General features: G+C 74.8%; 15 protein-coding genes. All 15 read left to right on the top strand.

Annotation, left to right across the window (positions count from 1 at the left end):
- Positions 1 to 202: 202 nt before the first annotated feature.
- The 15 genes from mraZ to J4557_RS32405 all read left to right on the top strand — a co-directional run bounded on the left by mraZ (position 203) and on the right by J4557_RS32405 (position 18,783).
- The gene (mraZ, locus tag J4557_RS32475; protein ID WP_190868956.1) at positions 203 to 634 is read left to right on the top strand and encodes a division/cell wall cluster transcriptional repressor MraZ; all 432 of its coding nucleotides are present in this window, start codon (positions 203 to 205) and stop codon (positions 632 to 634) included.
- A gap of 286 nt (positions 635 to 920) precedes the next feature.
- The gene (rsmH, locus tag J4557_RS32470; protein ID WP_372442557.1) at positions 921 to 1,862 is read left to right on the top strand and encodes a 16S rRNA (cytosine(1402)-N(4))-methyltransferase RsmH; all 942 of its coding nucleotides are present in this window, start codon (positions 921 to 923) and stop codon (positions 1,860 to 1,862) included.
- Positions 1,859 to 2,785, top strand: coding sequence for a cell division protein FtsL (gene ftsL / locus J4557_RS32465; protein WP_208270582.1), 927 nt, complete (start codon positions 1,859 to 1,861; stop codon positions 2,783 to 2,785). The genes rsmH and ftsL overlap by 4 nt, the downstream gene beginning before the upstream one ends.
- A 619-nt stretch (positions 2,786 to 3,404) precedes the next feature.
- The gene (locus tag J4557_RS32460; protein WP_486303372.1) at positions 3,405 to 5,117 is read left to right on the top strand and encodes a peptidoglycan D,D-transpeptidase FtsI family protein; all 1,713 of its coding nucleotides are present in this window, start codon (positions 3,405 to 3,407) and stop codon (positions 5,115 to 5,117) included.
- Positions 5,118 to 5,198: 81 nt separating this feature from the next.
- Positions 5,199 to 6,719 carry a UDP-N-acetylmuramoyl-L-alanyl-D-glutamate--2,6-diaminopimelate ligase gene (locus tag J4557_RS32455; RefSeq protein ID WP_208270580.1) on the top strand — a complete coding sequence of 507 codons (1,521 nt, stop codon included), beginning with the start codon at positions 5,199 to 5,201 and terminating at the stop codon, positions 6,717 to 6,719.
- An 18-nt stretch (positions 6,720 to 6,737) separates the two neighbouring features.
- Complete coding sequence (locus J4557_RS32450) at positions 6,738 to 8,132, top strand: UDP-N-acetylmuramoyl-tripeptide--D-alanyl-D-alanine ligase (protein ID WP_208270579.1); 1,395 nt, start codon at positions 6,738 to 6,740, stop codon at positions 8,130 to 8,132.
- Complete coding sequence (gene mraY / locus J4557_RS32445) at positions 8,129 to 9,187, top strand: phospho-N-acetylmuramoyl-pentapeptide-transferase (protein ID WP_208270578.1); 1,059 nt, start codon at positions 8,129 to 8,131, stop codon at positions 9,185 to 9,187. Before J4557_RS32450 ends, mraY begins: the two co-directional genes overlap by 4 nt.
- Positions 9,169 to 10,599, top strand: a complete 1,431-nt coding sequence (gene murD / locus J4557_RS32440) for a UDP-N-acetylmuramoyl-L-alanine--D-glutamate ligase (protein WP_208270577.1) — start codon at positions 9,169 to 9,171, stop codon at positions 10,597 to 10,599. The genes mraY and murD overlap by 19 nt, the downstream gene beginning before the upstream one ends.
- Positions 10,596 to 11,855 (top strand): putative lipid II flippase FtsW, encoded by a 1,260-nt coding sequence (gene ftsW / locus J4557_RS32435; protein ID WP_208270576.1) that lies wholly within the window; start codon positions 10,596 to 10,598, stop codon positions 11,853 to 11,855. The genes murD and ftsW overlap by 4 nt, the downstream gene beginning before the upstream one ends.
- A 123-nt stretch (positions 11,856 to 11,978) precedes the next feature.
- On the top strand, positions 11,979 to 13,073 hold the full coding sequence (gene murG, locus J4557_RS32430) for an undecaprenyldiphospho-muramoylpentapeptide beta-N-acetylglucosaminyltransferase (protein WP_208270575.1): 1,095 nt from the start codon (positions 11,979 to 11,981) through the stop codon (positions 13,071 to 13,073).
- Positions 13,070 to 14,491, top strand: a complete 1,422-nt coding sequence (gene murC, locus J4557_RS32425) for a UDP-N-acetylmuramate--L-alanine ligase (protein WP_208270574.1) — start codon at positions 13,070 to 13,072, stop codon at positions 14,489 to 14,491. The genes murG and murC overlap by 4 nt, the downstream gene beginning before the upstream one ends.
- A gap of 99 nt (positions 14,492 to 14,590) precedes the next feature.
- The gene (locus tag J4557_RS32420) at positions 14,591 to 15,349 is read left to right on the top strand and encodes a cell division protein FtsQ/DivIB (protein ID WP_208270573.1); all 759 of its coding nucleotides are present in this window, start codon (positions 14,591 to 14,593) and stop codon (positions 15,347 to 15,349) included.
- 451 nt (positions 15,350 to 15,800) lie between these two features.
- The gene (gene ftsZ, locus J4557_RS32415) at positions 15,801 to 17,297 is read left to right on the top strand and encodes a cell division protein FtsZ (RefSeq protein WP_208270572.1); all 1,497 of its coding nucleotides are present in this window, start codon (positions 15,801 to 15,803) and stop codon (positions 17,295 to 17,297) included.
- Positions 17,294 to 18,055 (top strand): peptidoglycan editing factor PgeF, encoded by a 762-nt coding sequence (gene pgeF / locus J4557_RS32410; RefSeq protein ID WP_208270571.1) that lies wholly within the window; start codon positions 17,294 to 17,296, stop codon positions 18,053 to 18,055. The genes ftsZ and pgeF overlap by 4 nt, the downstream gene beginning before the upstream one ends.
- Positions 18,052 to 18,783, top strand: coding sequence for a YggS family pyridoxal phosphate-dependent enzyme (locus tag J4557_RS32405; protein WP_208270570.1), 732 nt, complete (start codon positions 18,052 to 18,054; stop codon positions 18,781 to 18,783). Before pgeF ends, J4557_RS32405 begins: the two co-directional genes overlap by 4 nt.
- Positions 18,784 to 18,818: the final 35 nt, after the last annotated feature.

Raw genomic sequence — 18,818 nt, 5'->3', positions numbered from 1 at the left:
CCGTTCCGGCGGGACCCCGCGGCGGACGGCTCGCAGGGGGCGCCCGCCGCCCCCCACTCTGCCCCACCCCGTCTGACCTGCGGATTTCTCGACGATCTTCCTGCGTGAGAGGCGTTTTCCTTGTTGACGGTGGGGAAGAGTGGAGTAGAGTGGGGCGCCGTGGGGAGCAGTAGCGCCTCATGCGGCGCGGGAGGTGGGGCCGGTGTTCCTCGGCACCCATTCACCGCGCCTCGACGACAAGGGACGACTGTTCCTGCCGGCGAAGTACCGCGAGGAGCTGTCGGGGGGATTGGTGATCACGAAGGGCCAGGAACGCTGCCTGTACGTCTTCCCCATGGCGGAGTTCCAGCGCATCACCGAGGCTCTGCGTGCCGCGCCGGTCACCGAGAAGGCGGTCCGCGCCTACAGCCGGGTCTTCTTCGCCAGCGCCTCCGACGAGGTCCCCGACAAGCAGGGCCGCGTCACGATCCCGCCGCCGCTGCGCGCCTACGCGGGGCTCACCCGCGACTGCGCGGTCATCGGCGCCAACACGCGTCTGGAGATCTGGGACGCCCAGGCCTGGGAGTCCTACCTCGAGCAGGAGGAGCAGGCGTTCTCCGACGTCTCGGAGGAGGTGTTGCCAGGGATCCTCTAGACGACCCGTCGGTCCGTTGACCGGCACCGGCCCACGTTCGGCCAGGTCTCCAGCCGCTCTCCGAGCCAGCTGGCGCAGCTTCCCCGGCGCCAGACGGCGACCCCCCGCGGTAACGCGGTGATCTTCCTCAGGGCAGCGGATGGGGACCTGGCCGGGCGAGGCCGCCGCCGGGGGCGGAAAGGTCCGGACCGGCGATGCCACACAGTCCGCGAGCGAGGTGGCAGTACCAGGGGGGTGAACCATGGACGTGGGAGACCACGCGGCCGAGGCCGGTCACGTACCGGTCATGCTCGGTCGCGTTCTGGAACTCCTCGCCCCCGCCGTGGCCGCGGCCCGCGACGCCGGGCGCGCGCCCCGCTACCTCGACGCCACCCTCGGCATGGGCGGCCACGCCGAGGCCATGCTCCGGGCCCACCCGGACCTGCGGCTCATCGGCCTCGACCGCGACACCACCGCGCTGGAGCGCTCCGCGCGCCGGCTCGCCCCCTTCGGCGACCGGGTCGTCCTGGAGCACGCCGTCTACGACGAGATCCCCGGCGTCCTCGCGCGGCTCGGCGTCCCGTCCGTGGACGCCGTGCTGTTCGACCTCGGCGTCTCCTCCCCGCAGCTCGACGAGGCCGACCGCGGCTTCGCCTACTCCTACGACGCGCCCCTCGACATGCGGATGGACCGCACCCAGACGCTCACCGCGGCGGAGGTCGTCAACGGCTACCCGCCCGCCGAGCTCGCCCGCATCCTGCGCGAGTACGGCGAGGAGCGGTTCGCCCAGCGCATCGCCGCGGCGATCGTCCGCGAGCGCGAGCGCGCCCCGCTCGACTCCACCAGGCGGCTCGCCGACCTGGTCCGCACCTCCATCCCGGCCGCGACCCGGCGCACCGGCGGCAACCCGGCCAAACGGACGTTCCAGGCGCTGCGCATCGAGGTGAACGGCGAGCTGGACATCTGGCGGCGGGCGCTGCCCGCCGCCCTGGACGCGCTCCCGGTCGGCGGCCGGGTCGCCGTCCTCAGCTACCACTCGCTGGAGGACCGCATCACCAAGCGGGTCCTCGCCGCCGAGGCGGCCGACACCACCCCGCCGGAGCTGCCCGTCCCGCTGCCCGAGCACGAGCCGAGGTTCCGGCTCCTGACGCGCGGGGCCGAGCTGGCGTCCGACGAGGAGACCACGACCAACCCAAGGGCCGGATCGGTGCGGATGCGCGCCGCCGAGCGGGTCCGGGAGGCGACATGACGACGACGAGCCGACGCCCGCCGGCCACCGCGCCCGCCAGGAACGCGCCGAAGAAGGCCGCGCCCGGTAGGAGGAGGCCCGACCCGGACCGCCCGGAGGACGACGCCACGGGCCGCGCCGCCGCGCCGCCGCGCCGCCCGGCGAAGGGCACGGCGGCCAAGAGCCCCGCGAAGAGCCCGGCGAAGAGTCCCGAGAAGAGCCAGGGGAAGGGCGCGCGGGCCGCGACCGCCCCGGTCAAGGGCCGGCCGCGCAAGGGCGCCCCGCCCGAGCCCGCCGCGCCGAAGCGGGCGCCGGCGAGGAAGGCCCCGCCGAAGGAGGAGCCGGGCGGCAAGGCGCGGGCGGAGGGCCGGGCGCGCCGCGAGTCCCGGCCGGTCCGGCGCTCGGCCGCCGTCCCGCCGCGCGCCCCGTTCGTGCTGCTCATCATCGCGCTGCTCGGCGGCGCCCTGGTGAGCCTGCTGCTGCTCAACACCGTCCTGGCCAAGGACGCCTTCACGCTGAGCAAGCTGGAGCAGCAGAACAAGGAGCTCGACCAGCAGGGCCAGGAGCTCCAGGCGCAGAACGAGGAGGAGAACTCCCCGCAGAACCTCGCGCGGAAGGCCGAGGCGCAGGGGATGGTCCAGAACAAGTACCCGCGGTTCTACTTCCCCGGCACCGGCAGGACGAGCGCCGGGGGGCTGCGGCCCGTTCCGGAGGCGGCCACCGCTTCGGCCGGCGCCGCGGCCGTCCTCGGCGTGCCCGGCACGGTGGTGCCCGGCGACGGCGTCCCGGAGCCGTCCGGCGCGAACGGCTCCGGCGGCCCGGCGCGCAACGGCTCCGCGCAGGGGAACGGCTCGCCGCAGGGCAACGGCTCGCCGCAGGGCGGCACGGCGGCGCGAGGGACCGGGGCCGCGCACGGCGCCGGGACGGGGAGCGGCCGGCCGTGACGCGGGGCAGCGGCCATGACGGTGCCGGCGCCGAGGGGCGGGGGACGCGGTGACGAAGGGACCGGGACGCGGGGCCGCGGGGCCGCCGCCCGGCCGGAAACGCGGTCCCCGGGGCTCGGCGGGGGACGACAAGAGCGGCCCGGGCGCGGCGCGCGCGTCCGGGCGTCAGACGGGGAACCCGCCGGCGGGACGGGCGGACGCGGCGGGACGGCCGGGCAAGAAGGGCGGTCCCGCCGCCCGCCGCCCCGCCCGTGGCGGCACGGTCCCGCAGCCGCGCAAGGGGACCGGTAAGAAGGACGCGGAGAAGAAGCCGGCCGGCAAGGGCGCGACCGCCAGGAGCGCCTCCGGCAAGGCGACCTCCGGAAAGGCAACCGCGGGCAAGGCGACCACGGGCAAGGGCGGCTCCGGGAGGACCGGTTCCGGAAGGGGCGGGGCGTCCGCGAAGAGCCGGACGGCCGCGTTCCGCACGACCGCGCCCACCGCGCGGCCGGGCGGCCCGTCCCGGACGGGCGGGACGCGCCGCGACGGACCCCGCGGGCCGCGCCCCGGCGGCGGCTCCGGGCGCCGCCCGCCGCGGCCCCCGCGCCGCCCGCGCGTCCCCTTCCACCGCCGCGACCCGATGAAGCGCCTGAACGCCGGGCTGCTGGTCGTGGCGTTCGTGCTGTCGCTGTTCGCGGGGCGCCTCGTCCAGCTCCAGACGATCGAGTCCGGCAAGTACAGCGAGCAGGCGATGGACCAGCGGCTGCGGAAGCTGAAGCTGCCCGCCGTCCGCGGCGCGATCACCGACGCGCAGGGCCGGCCGCTCGCCATGACGGTGGAGGCCCGCGCGATCACCGCCGACCCGTACGTCATCAAGCCGGAGAAGCGGCAGGCGATCGTCAACGCGCTCGCCCCGACCCTCGGGCTGGACCCGGACGCGGTGCTGAAGGCGATCAGCAAGAAGGGCACCCAGTTCGTCTACCTGGCGCACGGCGTCACCCCGGACCAGGCGCGCCTCATCACGTCCTGGAACTTCCAGGGCATCGGGACTCTGCCGGAATATCGCCGCGATTATCCCAACGGTTCGCTGGGCGCGGGCGTCATAGGTTTCGTGAACGGTGCGGGACAGGGCGCCGCCGGCCTTGAGAGCACGCAGAACGCCGTGCTGTCCGGCAAGGACGGCTGGCAGCGCGTGGAGATCAGCCTCGAGGGCCAGCACATCCCCATGGGCGAGGACCAGAAGCAGCCGCCCGTGCCCGGCCGCGGCGTCCGCCTCACCCTCCAGCGGGACCTCCAGTTCGAGGCGCAGGAGGAGATCGAGAAGCAGGTCAAGGCCACCGGCGCGCGCAGCGGCACCGCCATCGTGATGGACCCGCGCACCGGGAGGCTGCTGGCGATGGCGTCGGCGCCCGGCTACGACCCGAACCACGTCACCAAGGGCGACCGCGACGTGTGGGGCAGCCCGGTGGTGCAGGACGCCTACGAGCCGGGCAGCACCGGCAAGGTCGTCACCGCGGCGGCCGTCATGGAGCACGGCGGGGTCACCCCGCAGACGCCCTTCAGCGTCCCCGACAGGATCCGCAAGTACAACGTGGTGTTCCACGACTCCGAGCCGCACGGCGTGGAGAACCTGACGTTCGCCGGGGTGCTGGCCAAGTCGAGCAACGTCGGCACCATCCTCGCCAGCCAGACCATCACCGAGGAGCGGCTCTACCAGACGCTGCGGGACTTCGGGTTCGGCCAGAAGACCGGCCTGCCGCTGCCGGGGGAGACGGCGGGGCTGCTCAACCCGCCGTCGAAGTGGTCGGGCACCGACCGCTACCCGATCGCGTTCGGGCAGACGGTGTCGGTCAACGCCGTGCAGATGGCGAGCGTCTACGCGACCATCGCCAACGGCGGCGTCCGCGTCGCGCCGAACCTGATCGCCGGGACGGTCGGCGCGAACGACAGGTTCACCCCGGCGCCCGCGCCGGAGCAGAAGCGGGTGATCAGCGAGGGCACGGCACGGCAGATCAGCGACATGCTGGAGGGCGTCACCACGCCCGAGGGCACCGCGCCGAAAGCGCAGATCAAGGGCTACCGGGTCGCGGGCAAGACCGGCACGGCGCAGCGCTTCGACGCGGGCTGCGGATGCTACAAGGGGTACACGGCGTCGTTCGCCGGGTTCGCGCCCGCCGACGACCCGCGGCTCGTCGTACAGGTCGTCCTGCAGGATCCCAAGCGGGGCAGCCACTATGGTGGCGACGTCGCCGCGCCCGTGTTCCGCGACGTGATGAGCTTCGCGCTGCAGTCCGAGAAGATCCCGCCGACGGGGAGCAAATCGCCGATCATCAAGATCTACGCCCGAGACTGACCGCAGCGAGTACCCTCACTCGCCGTGAGTCCACCATCCGTTCACCAGCGTTCCCGTCCCACCGGCACCGAAAGAACCGCCATGCGTCCGACCACCACTCAGGCCCGTCCGCTGGACGGGCTCGCGGCGACTCTCGGGATCGGACGGGGCGACTGGAGGGACACGGAGGTCACCGGGATCACGCACGACTCGCGGGCGGTGCGGCCCGGCGACGTGTACGCGGCGCTGCCCGGCGCCCGCACCCACGGCGCCGCGTTCTCCGCGCAGGCCGCCGAGGCGGGCGCGGTCGCGATCCTCACCGACGCCGCGGGCCGGGACCGGGCCGCCGCGACCGGCCTGCCCGTCCTGGTGGTCGCGGACGCGCGGGCGCGGCTCGGCGACGCGGCCGCCTGGGTGTACGGGGAGCCGGGACGCGACATCACGCTCATCGGCGTCACCGGCACCAGCGGCAAGAGCACCACGGCGTTCCTGGTCGAGGCCGGGCTGCACGCCGCGGGCATCACGACCGGGCTGGTCGGCGGCGTGGAGATCCGGGTCGCCGACGAGCGGGTGCCGAGCGCGCTGACCACCCCCGAGGCGACGGACCTGCACGCTCTGCTGGCGATGATGCGCGAGCGCGGCGTCGGCGCCGCGGCGATGGAGGTGTCGAGCCACGCGCTCGTGCAGGGGCGGGTCGGCGGCGCGCACTACGAGGTCGCCGTCTTCACCAACCTGTCCCAGGACCACCTGGACTACCACCCGACCATGCAGGACTACTTCCTGGCGAAGGCCCGGCTGTTCACGCCGGAGTACGCGCGGATCGGCGTGGTGAACCTCGACGACCACTACGGCCGCGAGCTGCTGGGGATCGCCTCGATCCCGATGACGACGTTCTCGGCGTCCGGCGACCCGGCGGCGGACTGGCGGGCCGAGGACGTGCGGGTGGGCGCGGACGGCAGCGTGTTCCGCGTCGTCGGGCCGGGCGGCGTCGAGGCCGACGCCTCGGTGCGGCTCGCCGGGCCGTTCAACGTCGCCAACGCGCTCGCCGCGATCGTCGCGCTGGTCGAGGCGGGGCTGGGGCTGCCCGCGGCGGTGCGCGGCGTCGCGTCGCTGGAGGGCGTCCCCGGACGGCTGGAGCGGATCGACGAGGGCCAGGACTTCGTCGCGCTCGTCGACTACTCGCACAAGCCCGGCGCCGTCGAGGCGGTGCTGACCGCGCTGCGCCCCGTCACCGAGGGGTCCCTCGCGGTGGTGCTCGGCTGCGGCGGCGACCGCGACCGCGGCAAGCGCCCGCTGATGGGCGAGGCGGCGGCGCGGCTGGCCGACATGGCGTATTTCACCAACGACAACCCGCGGTCCGAAGATCCGCTCGCCATCCTCGCCGCTATGGTCGAGGGCGGGCTCAAGGTGCCGCAGCGGCACCGGGCGCACATCGTCGTGGAACCCGACCGCGCCGCCGCCATCGCACTGGCGGTCGGCCGGGCGCGCCGCGGCGACGTCCTCGTCGTCGCGGGCAAGGGCCACGAGCAGGGCCAGTACGCGGCCGGCGAGGTGCAGCCGTTCGACGACCGCGAGGTCGTCCGGGAGGCGCTGCGGCGTGCCGCGCCTCGGGAAGAGAAGTAGAGGGGACGGGACGCAGGCGTGATCCCACTTCCGCTGTCGACGATCGCGGAGATCACGGGGGGCACCGTTGACGGGGCGCCCCCGGACGCCGTGGCCGGCGGCCCCGTGGTCATCGACTCCCGCGCGGTGGAGCCCGGGGCGCTGTTCGCGGCGTTCAAGGGCGAGCACGCGGACGGGCACGACTACGCCGCCGCCGCGCTCGCGGCCGGGGCGGCCGCGGTGCTGGCGCAGCGCCCGGTGGGCGGCCCGGCCGTGCTGGTCGACGACGTGAAGGAGGCGCTCGGCCGGCTCGCGCGGGGCGTCCTGGAGCGGCTGCCGGACACGACGGTCGTCGCGGTCACCGGGTCGGCGGGCAAGACCTCCACCAAGGACCTGATCGCGCAGCTCGTCGGGCGGGCGGGGCCGACGGTGTGGCCGCCGGGCTCGTTCAACAACGAGATCGGGCTGCCGCTGACGGTGCTGCGCGCCGGCGCCGAGACGCGGTACCTGGTGCTGGAGATGGGCGCCCGCGGCGTCGGCCACATCGCCTACCTGACCGGGATCGCGCGTCCCGACGTCGGCGTGGTGCTGAACGTCGGCACCGCGCACATGGGCGAGTTCGGCAGCCGCGAGGCGATCGCGCGGGCCAAGGGCGAGATGGTCGAGGCGCTGCGCCCGGACGGCACCGCCGTGCTCAACGCCGACGACCCCCTGGTGAGCGCCATGGCGTCGCGCACCGCCGGGGAGGTCGTGACGTTCGGCCGGTCGGACGGCGCGGCCGTCCGCGCGGTGGACGAGGCGCTCGACGAGCAGGGCCGCGCCCGGTTCACGCTGGTGACGCCGGAGGGCTCGGCGCCGGTCGCGCTGCGGCTGTACGGTTCGCACGCGGTCGCGAACGCGCTGGCGGCCGCCGCGGCGGCGCGCGCCGCCGGGCTGCCGGTCGACGAGATCGCCGCGGGGCTGTCGGAGGCGGAGCCGGCCAGCCGGTGGCGGATGGAGGTCACCGAGCGGGCCGACGGGGTGACGGTGGTCAACGACGCCTACAACGCCAACCCCGACTCGACGCGGGCCGCGATCGACGTGCTCGCGCACATGGCCCGCGGCCGGCGCGCGTACGCGGTACTGGGTGAAATGGCCGAACTGGGAGGTTCGTCCGCCGCAGAACATGCCAGGATCGGGCGGCACGCCGCGCGCAGCGGGCTGGACGGCCTCGTCGTCGTCGGCGCGAACGCGGCGGCGATGGCCGAAGGTGCCGCGGAGGTGGCGTCATGGACGGGAGAGTGCGTGCAGGTGGATGACGTCGGCGCGGCGGTGGCCGCGCTCAGCGAGCGGCTCGCGCCGCGGGACGTCGTGCTGGTGAAGGGGTCCCGGGTGGCCGGGCTGGAACGGGTCGCCGAGGCGCTGCTGGCGCCGGACGGGCGGGCCGGTCGATGACCAACATCATCATCGCGGCCGGGTTCGCGCTGGTGTTCGTCATGGTGGGCACCCCCGTGTGGATCCGGATCGTCAACCGGCTCGGCTACGGCCAGATGATCCGGGACGAGGGCCCCGAGGCCCACCTCACCAAGCGCGGCACCCCGACCATGGGCGGCACCGTCTTCATCGTCGGGTCGCTCGTGGGATACGCGCTCGCGCACCTGGTCACCGGAGAGGCCCCGACGATCTCCGGCGTGCTGGTGCTGTTCCTGATGACGGGCCTGGGGTTCGTCGGCTTCGTCGACGACTTCATCAAGGTGTTCAAGCAGCGCAGCCTCGGCCTGCGCAGCGGCGCCAAGATGCTCGGCATCATCCTCGTCGGGGTGGTCTTCGCGGTCGCCTCGCTGAACTTCCCCAACGGCTACGACATCACCCCCGCCGACCCCCACCTGTCCTTCCTGCGCGACTTCGGCCCCTCGATCGGCCCCTACCTGTTCGTCGTCTGGGCACTGCTGCTGATCGCGGCGATGTCGAACGGCGTGAACCTCACCGACGGCCTGGACGGCCTCGCCGCCGGCCCCGCCGGCATGGTGCTGGCCGCCTACGTGATCATCGGCAACTGGCAGCTGCGCAACTCCTGCATGGCCTCGCTCGTCCCCAACTGCTACAACGTCCGCGACCCCCTGGACCTCGCGGTCGTGGCCGCGGCCGTGCTCGGCGGCGTGTTCGGCTTCCTGTGGTGGAACGCCCCCCCGGCGAAGATCTTCATGGGCGACACCGGCTCGCTGGCCCTCGGCGGCGTGCTGGTCGGCCTCGCGATCCTCACCCGCACCCAGTTCCTGCTGGCCATCCTCTGCGGCCTGATCGTGATGATCACCCTCTCGGTGATCATCCAGGTCGGCGGCTTCAAGATGACCAAGAAACGGGTGTTCAAGATGGCTCCGCTGCAGCACCACTTCGAGCTGTCCGGCTGGGCCGAGACCACCATCGTCGTGCGGTTCTGGCTGATGTCGGCGCTGTTCGTCGCGATGGGGCTCGGCATCTTCTACCTGGAATGGATGCCCAAGAAGTGACAGTGAGTCCCTGGGACGGCCTCGCCGTCTGCGTCGCCGGGCTCGGCGTGTCCGGACGGGCCGCCGCACGCGTGCTCGCCGCGCGGGGCGCCCGCGTCACGGCCGTCGACGCGCGCGACGGCGACGAGCAGCGCGCGCAGGCCGCCGAGCTGGAGGACCGCGGCGTCGCGGTCCGGCTCGGCGACGGCGAGACCCTCCCGGAGGGCACCGGCCTGGTCGTCACCTCGCCGGGATGGAAGCCGGACGCGCCGCTGCTCGCGGCGGCCGCCGCGGCCGGCGTCGAGATCATCGGCGAGGTGGAGCTGGCCTGGCGGCTGCGGCCGGAGGGCGCCGCGCCGTGGCTGGCCATCACCGGCACCGACGGCAAGACGACCGTCGTCCGGATGCTGGCGTGCATGCTGACGGCGGCGGGGCACAAGGCCCTCGCCGTCGGGAACGTCGGGACGCCGATCGTCGAGGCCGTCGCCGAGCCCTACGACGTGCTGGCGGTGGAGCTGTCGAGCTACCAGCTGCACTGGTCGAGCTCGCTGGCGCCGCTGGCGGCGACCGTGCTGAACATCGCGCCCGACCATCTCGACTGGCACGGCTCCATGGACGCCTACGTCGGCGCCAAGGCGAAGATCTTCGCGCCGGGCACCGTCGCGGTCTACAACGCCGACGACGACACCTCCACGGCGCTCGCCGAGCGCGCCGAGGGCGTCGAGCGGCGCGCCGGGTTCACGCTGCGGGTGCCGCGCCCCGGCGAGCTCGGCGTCGTCGAGGAGCTGCTGGTCGACCGCGCCTTCACCGCCGACCCGGCGGCCGAGGCCGCCGAACTCGCCGCGCTGGCGGACGTCCGCCCGTTCGCGCCGCACAACGTCGCCAACGCGCTCGCGGCGGCCGGGCTGGCGCGGGCCTTCGGGGTGCCGCCCGAGGCCGTCCGGGAGGGGCTGCGCTCGTTCGTGCCCGACCCGCACCGCATCCAGCACGTCGCCGACGTCGGCGGCGTCGCCTACGTCAACGACTCCAAGGCGACCCAGCCGCACGCGGCCGCCGCGTCCCTGGCCGCCTACGAGTCCATCGTGTGGATCGCCGGCGGGCTCCTCAAGGGCCTGGACGTCGACGACCTGGTGCGCACCTGCGCCGGCCGGCTGCGCGGCGTCGTGCTGATGGGCCGCGACCGGCACCGGATCGCCGAGGCACTCGTGCGACACGCCGCCGATGTCCCGGTCGTCGACGTCGCCGACACCGACACTGGGGCCATGGACCGCGTCGTCACCGAAGCAGCCGGGCTCGCCCGTCCCGGCGACACCGTGCTGCTCGCCCCCGTCGGGGCCTCCTTCGACATGTTCGCCAACTACCCCGCCCGCGGCGAGGCGTTCATCGCCGCGGTGGAACGCCTCGCCGCCGCCGGAGACCCGCAGGCGTCATGACCACCGCCGTACCGGCCGAAGAGGAACGGACGCGCCGGGCGGGCCCGCGCGAGCAGGTGGTCGCCGCGGTCGGGCTGCTCGACCGCCCCCTCACCTCCTACTACCTGGTGCTGAGCTGCTCGGTGATGCTGCTGGCGCTCGGCCTGACCATGGTGCTGTCGGCGTCGTCGGTCAAGCAGCTGCAGGAGACCGGGTCCGCCTACACGCTGTTCCAGAAGCAGGCCGTGTGGATGGTGATCGGGCTGCCGCTGATGTGGATGGCGTCCCGGCTGCCGGTGCGGACGTTCCGCGCGCTGGCCTACCCGCTGCTGCTGCTGTCGATCGTCGCGCTGGCGATGGTGCTGGTCCCCGGCCTCGGCCGCAGCGCGGGCGGCGCCACCCGCTGGATCGACCTCGGGCCCGTCCAGATCCAGCCGTCGGAGCCCGCCAAGCTCGCGCTGGTGCTGTGGGGCGCCGACCTGCTGGCCCGCAAGGAGCGGCTCGGCCAGCTCACCGAGTGGCGGCCGCTGCTGGTGCCGCTGCTGCCCGGCGCGGGGGTGCTGGTGCTGCTGGTGATGCTCGGCAACGACCTCGGCACCACCCTCGTCCTGCTGACCATCTTCCTGGCGCTGCTGTGGGTGGTCGGCGCGCCGGGACGGCTGTTCGTCGGCATCGCCGGCCTGGTCTGCCTGCTGGTGTCGATCCTGATCATCGTCGAGCCGTACCGGATGCAGCGGCTCACCGGCTTCCTCGACCCGGCCGGCAACCGGTTGACCAGCAACTACCAGGGCATCCAGGGGTTGTTCGCGGTCGCCTCCGGGGGGCTGTTCGGCACCGGGCTCGGGGAGGGGCGCGCCAAGTGGGACTACCTGCCGCACGCCGAGACCGACTTCATCTTCGCGATCGTCGGCGAGGAGTTCGGGCTGGTCGGCACCCTCGTCGTGCTCGGCCTGTTCGGCCTGCTGGCCTACGCGGGGCTGCGCATCGCCCGCCGCGTGAAGGACCCGTTCACCCGGCTCGCCGCCGCCGGCGCGACCGCCTGGCTGGTCGTCCAGGCCATCGTCAACATCGGCGCCGTGATCGGGGTGCTGCCGATCACCGGCATCCCGCTTCCGCTGGTCTCCTACGGCGGCTCCGCGCTCATTCCGACCCTGATCGCGCTCGGGATGCTGCTGGCGTTCGCCAAACGCGAGCCCGGCGCGCGGCAAGCACTGTCCGCACGCGGCCCCGGACCGGTCGTGAGGGCTCTAAGCTGGCTGGGACTGGCACGGCGCTGAAATCCCCCCGCCGGGGTGCCGGCGACCCGGCGTCCGCCACCCGCACGCGCCGAGTGCGGGACGGACGGCACGCGAGCGGACGGCACCCGACACGTCGAACACGCTGAGGAGTTGTCAACGAGCATGAGGGTTGTCCTGGCCGGCGGCGGCACCGCCGGACACATCGAGCCCGCCCTGGCTCTCGCCGACGCGCTGCGCCGCAACGACCCCAACACGGGGATCGTCTGCCTCGGCACCGAGCGGGGCCTGGAGACCCGGCTGGTCCCGCAGCGCGGCTACGAGCTCGCGCTGATCCCGCCGGTCCCGCTGCCGCGCACGCTGACCCCGCAGCTGCTGTCGGTCCCGGGACGGCTGCGCGGCGCGATCAACGCGGCGGCGAACGTCCTCGACCAGGCCAGGGCCGACATCCTGGTCGGGTTCGGCGGCTACGTCGCGACCCCCGGCTACCTGGCCGCGCGCAAGCGCAAGGTCCCGATCATCGTGCACGAGGCCAATCCGAAGCCGGGCCTGGCCAACAAGCTCGGCGCCCGCTTCACCGACCACGTCGCGGTCTCGCACCAGGACTCGCCGCTCCCGAACGCCACCTTCGTCGGCATCCCGCTGCGCCGCGAGATCGCGTCCCTGGACCGGCTGGCGATGGGCGACAAGGCCCGCTCCTACTTCGGCCTGCTGCCCGACCTGCCGACCCTGCTGATCTTCGGCGGGTCGCAGGGCGCCCGCTCCCTCAACCAGGCCGCGGTGGCCGCCGCGCCGTACTTCCGGCAGGCCGGCATCCAGGTGCTGCACATCGTCGGGCCGAAGAACACCGAGGAGCCGGAGCCGGCGCAGGGCGGCCCGCAGTACGTCACCATCCCGTACTGCGACCGGATGGACCTGGCCTACGCCGCCGCCGACATGGCGATGTGCCGGGCCGGCGCGATGACCTGCGCGGAGCTGGCCGCGGTCGCGCTCCCCGCGGTGTACGTGCCGCTGCCGATCGGCAACGGCGAGCAGCGGCTGAACGCCGAGCCGATCGTCGCGGCGGGCGGCGGCATGCTGGTGGACAACGCCGAGCTGTCGCCGGACTGGATCGCCCGGAACCTGCTGCCGGTGCTGGCCGACCCGGGCCGGGTCGCGCACATGTCCGAGGCGGCCGGGCGGATGGGCCGCCGGGACGCCGACGTCGCGCTGGCCCGGATGGTGTACGACGTGGTCCGCGCGGCGGGCGCCGCCCGATGAGCCTGATCGACCCGGGCGAGGTCGTCCCGGCCGGCGAGCTCGGCCGGGTCCACTTCATCGCCATCGGCGGGGCCGGGATGTCCGGCATCGCGCGGATCATGCTGCGCCGCGGCATCGCCGTGTCCGGCAGCGATGCGCGCGACTCCGAGCTGCTCGGCCAGCTCGGCGACCTCGGCGCGAAGGTGTTCGTCGGGCACGACGCCGCGCACGTCGGCGACGCCGACACGGTCGTGGTGTCCACGGCGATCCGCGAGGCCAACCCCGAGCTGGTCGCCGCCCGCGAGCGCGGGCTGCGGGTGCTGCACCGCTCGGCGGCGCTCGCCTCGCTGATGGAGGGGCGGCGCGCCGTCGCCGTCGCGGGGACGCACGGCAAGACCACCACGACGTCGATGCTGACGGTCGCGCTGCAGCACGCGGGCGCCGACCCGTCCTACTGCATCGGCGGTCAGCTCGTCACCACGGGGCTCGGCGCCGACGAGGGCACGGGGGACGTGTTCGTCGCCGAGGCCGACGAGAGCGACGGCTCGTTCCTCATGTACACGCCGCACATCGCGGTCGTCACCAACGTCGAGGCCGACCACCTCGACAACTACGGCGGCTTCGAGATGGTGAAGGAGAACTTCGCCCGGTTCGTCGACCGGATCGAGCCGGGCGGGACGCTCGTCGCCGGCGCCGACGACCCGGTCGCCATGGAGCTGGCCGAGCACGCGCGGGCGCGGGGGCTGACCGTCCGGACGTACGGGGAGGCGGACGGCGCCGACCTGCGGGTGACCGGGTTCACCCCGCGCGGCCTCGGCTCCCGCTTCCGGATCGAGGGCGCCGGCGAGGTGGCGCTCGGCGTCCCGGGCCGGCACAACGCGCTCAACGCCGCGGCGGTCGTCGCGGTCGCGCAGGCGCTCGGGGTCGACGGCGCGGCGGTGCGGGAGGGGCTCGCCGCGTTCGGCGGCGCCATGCGGCGGCTGGAGCGCAAGGGCGAGGCGGGCGGCGTCGAGGTGTTCGACAGCTACGCCCACCATCCGACCGAGCTGACCGCCGACCTTGAGGCCACTCGCGACTACCTGGGGGAGAAGGCCGCGTCCGGCGGCGCCCCGGGGCGCATCGTCGCGGTGTTCCAGCCGCACCTGTACAGCCGCACCCGGTTCTTCGCCGCGGAGTTCGGCGCCGCGCTCGGCATGGCCGACGTCGCGGTCGTGCTGGACGTCTACGGCGCCCGCGAGGACCCGGAGCCCGGCGTGACGGGCGCGCTCGTCGCCGACGCCGTCCCGGCCGGGACCGAGACCGTCTACGCGCCCGTCCGGGACGAGGTCCCCGGCCTGGCCGCCTCGCTCGCCCGCCCCGGCGACGTGGTGATCACGCTGGGCGCGGGCGACGTGACCGCGCTCGGCCCGCTGGTGCTGGAGCGGCTCGCGTCCCGCTGACGAGCGGGCCGGGCCGCCGCCGGGGGACACGCCGCCGGGGGACACGCCGCCGCGCGGGCGTTCGGCGCCGCGCGGCCCGATCACTGTCAAGCTGGGGTCATGACCGAGGCGCGGACGGACCAACCGGAGAGCGGGACCGGGGACCCGGCCGGACCGGAGCCCGCCGCCGACCGGCCCCGCGGGGGCCGCTGGAAAGTGATCTTCGTCGCGCTGCTGGTGCTCGGCGCCCTGGCCGCGGTCGGCTGGGTGCTGCTCGGCTCGAAGCTGCTGGTGGTGCGGCACGTGGAGGTGAGCGGCGCCGCGCTCGCGCCGCGCGACCGGATCGCCGCCGCCGCCGGGATCCGCCTCGGCGTCCCGATGGCCCGGCTGGACACCGGGGAGGTCAGGGCGCGGGTGGAGCGGCTCCGCGAGGTGGAGTCCGCCGAGGTCAGGCGGGACTGGCCCGCGACGGTCCGGATCGTCGTCCGGGAGCGCGTCCCGGTGGCGGTGCTGGAGCGCGGCGGCCGCTACGAGCGCCTCGACCGGCACGGGGTGACCGTGGCGGACGGGGTGTCGCGCCCGGCCGGGCTCCCGGAGCTGACCGTCTCCTCGCCCGGGCCGTCGGACCCGGCGACGCTCGCGGCCCTCAAGGTGCTCACCGGGCTGCCGGACCGGCTGCGCGGCCGGGTCGCGGAGGTGGAGGCGGCCGATCCCGGGTCGGTGGAGCTGCGCATGAAGGGCGGGCTGACGGTGACGTGGGGCCCGCCGGAGCGTGCGGCGGAGAAGATCCGGCTGCTGGACTCGGTGGAGCGCACCGCGTCGGGGCGGTCCCTGCACGCCGTCGACGTCAGCTCGCCGGAGGTCCTGATCACGCGGTGATCCGCTGGTCGGGGCGGCCGAAAGTCGAGCCGTTCGGCTCCGGTGCGTGTGTCGGGGCGATTCCGGGCGGCCGATGGGGCACGCTGGAACGGTCGGCCGGAGTTCGGCCGGCCGGGACGGACCGGAGGGCGGGCGGCGGTGCACTGAGCGGCAGGCGGCGGACACGTCCGTCGCCAACCAGGGCAAACCCGTGCCCAGTGCGACACGCCGGTGGAGTTCGGGGGAGGTTAGTTGACCCTGGCGGTAAGGCCGCCCTACTGTCCGTATCAGTCCTCAGGTTGACATAACTGTAAGCCTCAAGTTGAGGGTGAGGGTTGAGGGTGGATCGGATCGACGGTCGGTTCCGCCCACGGCCCGCGCAGAAAAAGCGCACAGGTCAGGAAACTCCGCGGCGGACGGTCGGCAGACCGGACCGGCGGGTCGGATAGAGCGAGCGGAAAGGCCCCTCGTCGTGGCAGCACCGCAGAACTACCTCGCGGTCATCAAGGTCGTCGGTATCGGCGGCGGCGGCGTCAACGCCGTCAACCGGATGATCGAGGAGGGACTCAAGGGCGTCGAGTTCATCGCGATCAACACGGACGCCCAGGCGCTGCTGATGAGTGACGCCGACGTGAAGCTGGACGTGGGCCGCGAGCTCACCCGGGGCCTCGGCGCCGGAGCGAACCCGGACGTCGGCCGCAAGGCCGCCGAGGACCACCGGGAGGAGATCGAGGAGGTCCTCAAGGGGGCCGACATGGTCTTCGTCACCGCCGGAGAGGGCGGCGGCACCGGCACCGGCGGCGCGCCCGTGGTCGCCAACATCGCCCGGTCGCTCGGCGCCCTGACGATCGGCGTGGTCACCCGCCCGTTCAGCTTCGAGGGCAAGCGCCGCGCGATGCAGGCCGAGGCCGGCATCGAGACGCTGCGCGACGAGGTCGACACCCTCATCGTGATCCCCAACGACCGGCTGCTGTCGATCTCCGACCGGCAGGTCAGCGTGCTGGACGCGTTCAAGGCCGCCGACCAGGTGCTCCTGTCCGGTGTCCAGGGCATCACCGACCTGATCACCACCCCGGGCCTGATCAACCTGGACTTCGCCGACGTCAAGTCCGTCATGTCCGGCGCCGGCTCGGCGCTGATGGGCATCGGCTCGGCGCGCGGCGACGACCGCAGCGTCGCCGCCGCGGAGATGGCGATCTCCAGCCCGCTGCTGGAGGCCAGCATCGACGGCGCGCACGGCGTGCTGCTGTCCATCTCCGGCGGCTCCGACCTCGGCCTGTTCGAGATCAACGAGGCGGCGCAGCTCGTCTCGAACGCGGCGGCCCCGGACGCCAACATCATCTTCGGCGCGGTCATCGACGACGCGCTCGGCGACGAGGTGCGGGTCACCGTGATCGCGGCGGGGTTCGACGAGGGACGCCCTGCCCGGCCGGCCCCTGAGCCGGAGACCAAGCGCGCCGCCCCGCCGCCCCGCCCGGTGCCGCCGCCCGCCGCGCCGCCGGCGCCGTCCAATCCGATCCCGAGCCGGGTCGGCCGGTCCGACACCGGTCCGCAGCCCGCGCCGCAGCAGTCGGTCGCGCAGGCCGCCGCCGCGCCGCAGCAGTCCACGCCGCTCGCCGCGCCCGTCCCGGCGCCCGCGCCCCGGCCCGAGGCCGAGCGCTCCCCGGGACCGGCCGGCGACGACCGGGCCGGCGGCCGCGGCGGATCGCCTCCCGGCGACCCGTCCCGTTCCGAGCCCGCCCGCGCCGAGTCGCAGCCGTCCTCCCCGCCGGCGCAGCACGCCGACCGCGACCAGGGCTCCGCCGACTCCGGCTCGCGCGCCCCCGCGCCGCGCCCGTCCGCCGAGTCGTCCCCCTCGCGGGTCCACGCCGGTGAGAACGACGGTGGCCCGGCCCCCGCCGGGGGACGCCGCCGTCCGGTCGTGTTCGACGAGGACGACGACCTCGACGTGCCCGACTTCCTGAAGTGATCACCACCGTCGCCCTGGGCGACGGCGTCGGCGCCGCCTTCACCGGGCGGTCCGGCGGCGTGAGCACGGCCCCCTACGACTCCCTCAACCTCGGCGGAGCGGTCGGCGACGACCCGGCCGCCGTCACCGCCAACCGGCGGCGCGCCGCCGCCGAGCTCGGCGTCGACCCCGCGCGCACCGTCTGGATGCGGCAGGTGCACGGCGCCGACGTCGCGTTCGTCACCGCCCCCGCCGACGCCGGCGACCACGGCCCGGTCGACGCGATCGTCACCACCGTCCCCGGCCTGGTCCTCGCGGTGCTCGTCGCCGACTGCGCCCCCGTCCTGCTGGCCGACCCCGCCGCGGGCGTGGCCGGCGCGGCCCACTCCGGCCGGCCCGGCACCGCCGCCGGCGTCGTCCCCGCGCTGGTGAAGGCGATGTGCGAGCGCGGCGCCGACCCCGCCCGCATCCGCGCCGCGATCGGCCCCGCCGCGTGCGGCGGCTGCTACGAGGTGCCCGCGGAGATGCGCGACGAGGTCGCCGCCGTGGTGCCCGCCGCGCACGCGACGACCGCCAAGGGCACCCCGGGCCTCGACATCCGCGCCGGGATCGCCGCGCAGCTCGCGGCGAGCGGGGTGGACGACGTCCGTATCGATCCGCGCTGCACCATCGAGGCCCCCGGCCTCTTCTCCTACCGCCGCGACGGCCGCACCGGCCGGTTCGCCGGATTCGTCTGGCTCGAGGACGAAGGTCGCCCCTCCTGGCGAGGTGGCGCGTGACCTCCGGTGGGACGAGCGGCGCTCCGCGCCCGGACGAGCGGCGCGCGGAGATCGCCGAGAGCCTCGGGGAGGTCCGCGGCCGGATCGCCGCCGCCTGCGCCGCCGCCGGGCGCGACCCCGCCGAGCTCACCCTGATCGCGGTGACCAAGACCTTCCCCGCCTCGGACGTGCGGCTGCTGGCCGGACTCGGCCTCACCGAGGTCGGCGAGAACCGCGACCAGGAGGCGCGGCCGAAGGCGGCCGAATGCGCCGACCTCCCGCTCACCTGGCACTTCGTCGGCCGGCTCCAGACCAACAAGGCGCGCGCGGTCGCGTCCTACGCCGACGTCGTGCACTCGGTCGACCGGTCCCGGCTGGTCACCGCGCTGTCGGACGCCGCCGCCCGGTCCGGCCGCACGTTGCGCTGCCTCGTCCAGGTCTCGCTCGACGAGGCCGAGCACCGCGGCGGCGCCGCCCCGGCCGAGGTCCCCGCGCTCGCCGACGCGATCGCCGCGGCCGAGGGCCTGGAGCTGGGCGGGCTGATGGCCGTCGCGCCGCTCGGCGCCGACCCGCTGCCCGCCTTCGAGCGGCTCGCCGCCGTCGCGGCGCGATTGCGGCGGAACCATCCGGACGCCCGGATCGTCTCTGCGGGCATGAGCGGTGATCTGGAGCAGGCGATCGCGTGCGGCGCGACACACCTGCGGATCGGTACGGCGTTGCTCGGCGGCCGACGGGCAATCGTCAGGTAATGTCCCGGGAGTGGTACCTGCCGGAACGCGGGCCC

It is taken from the genome of Actinomadura nitritigenes (assembly GCF_017573545.1).
Classification (GTDB): domain Bacteria; phylum Actinomycetota; class Actinomycetes; order Streptosporangiales; family Streptosporangiaceae; genus Spirillospora; species Spirillospora nitritigenes.
This window is presented reverse-complemented; position numbering and strand designations above follow the sequence as displayed.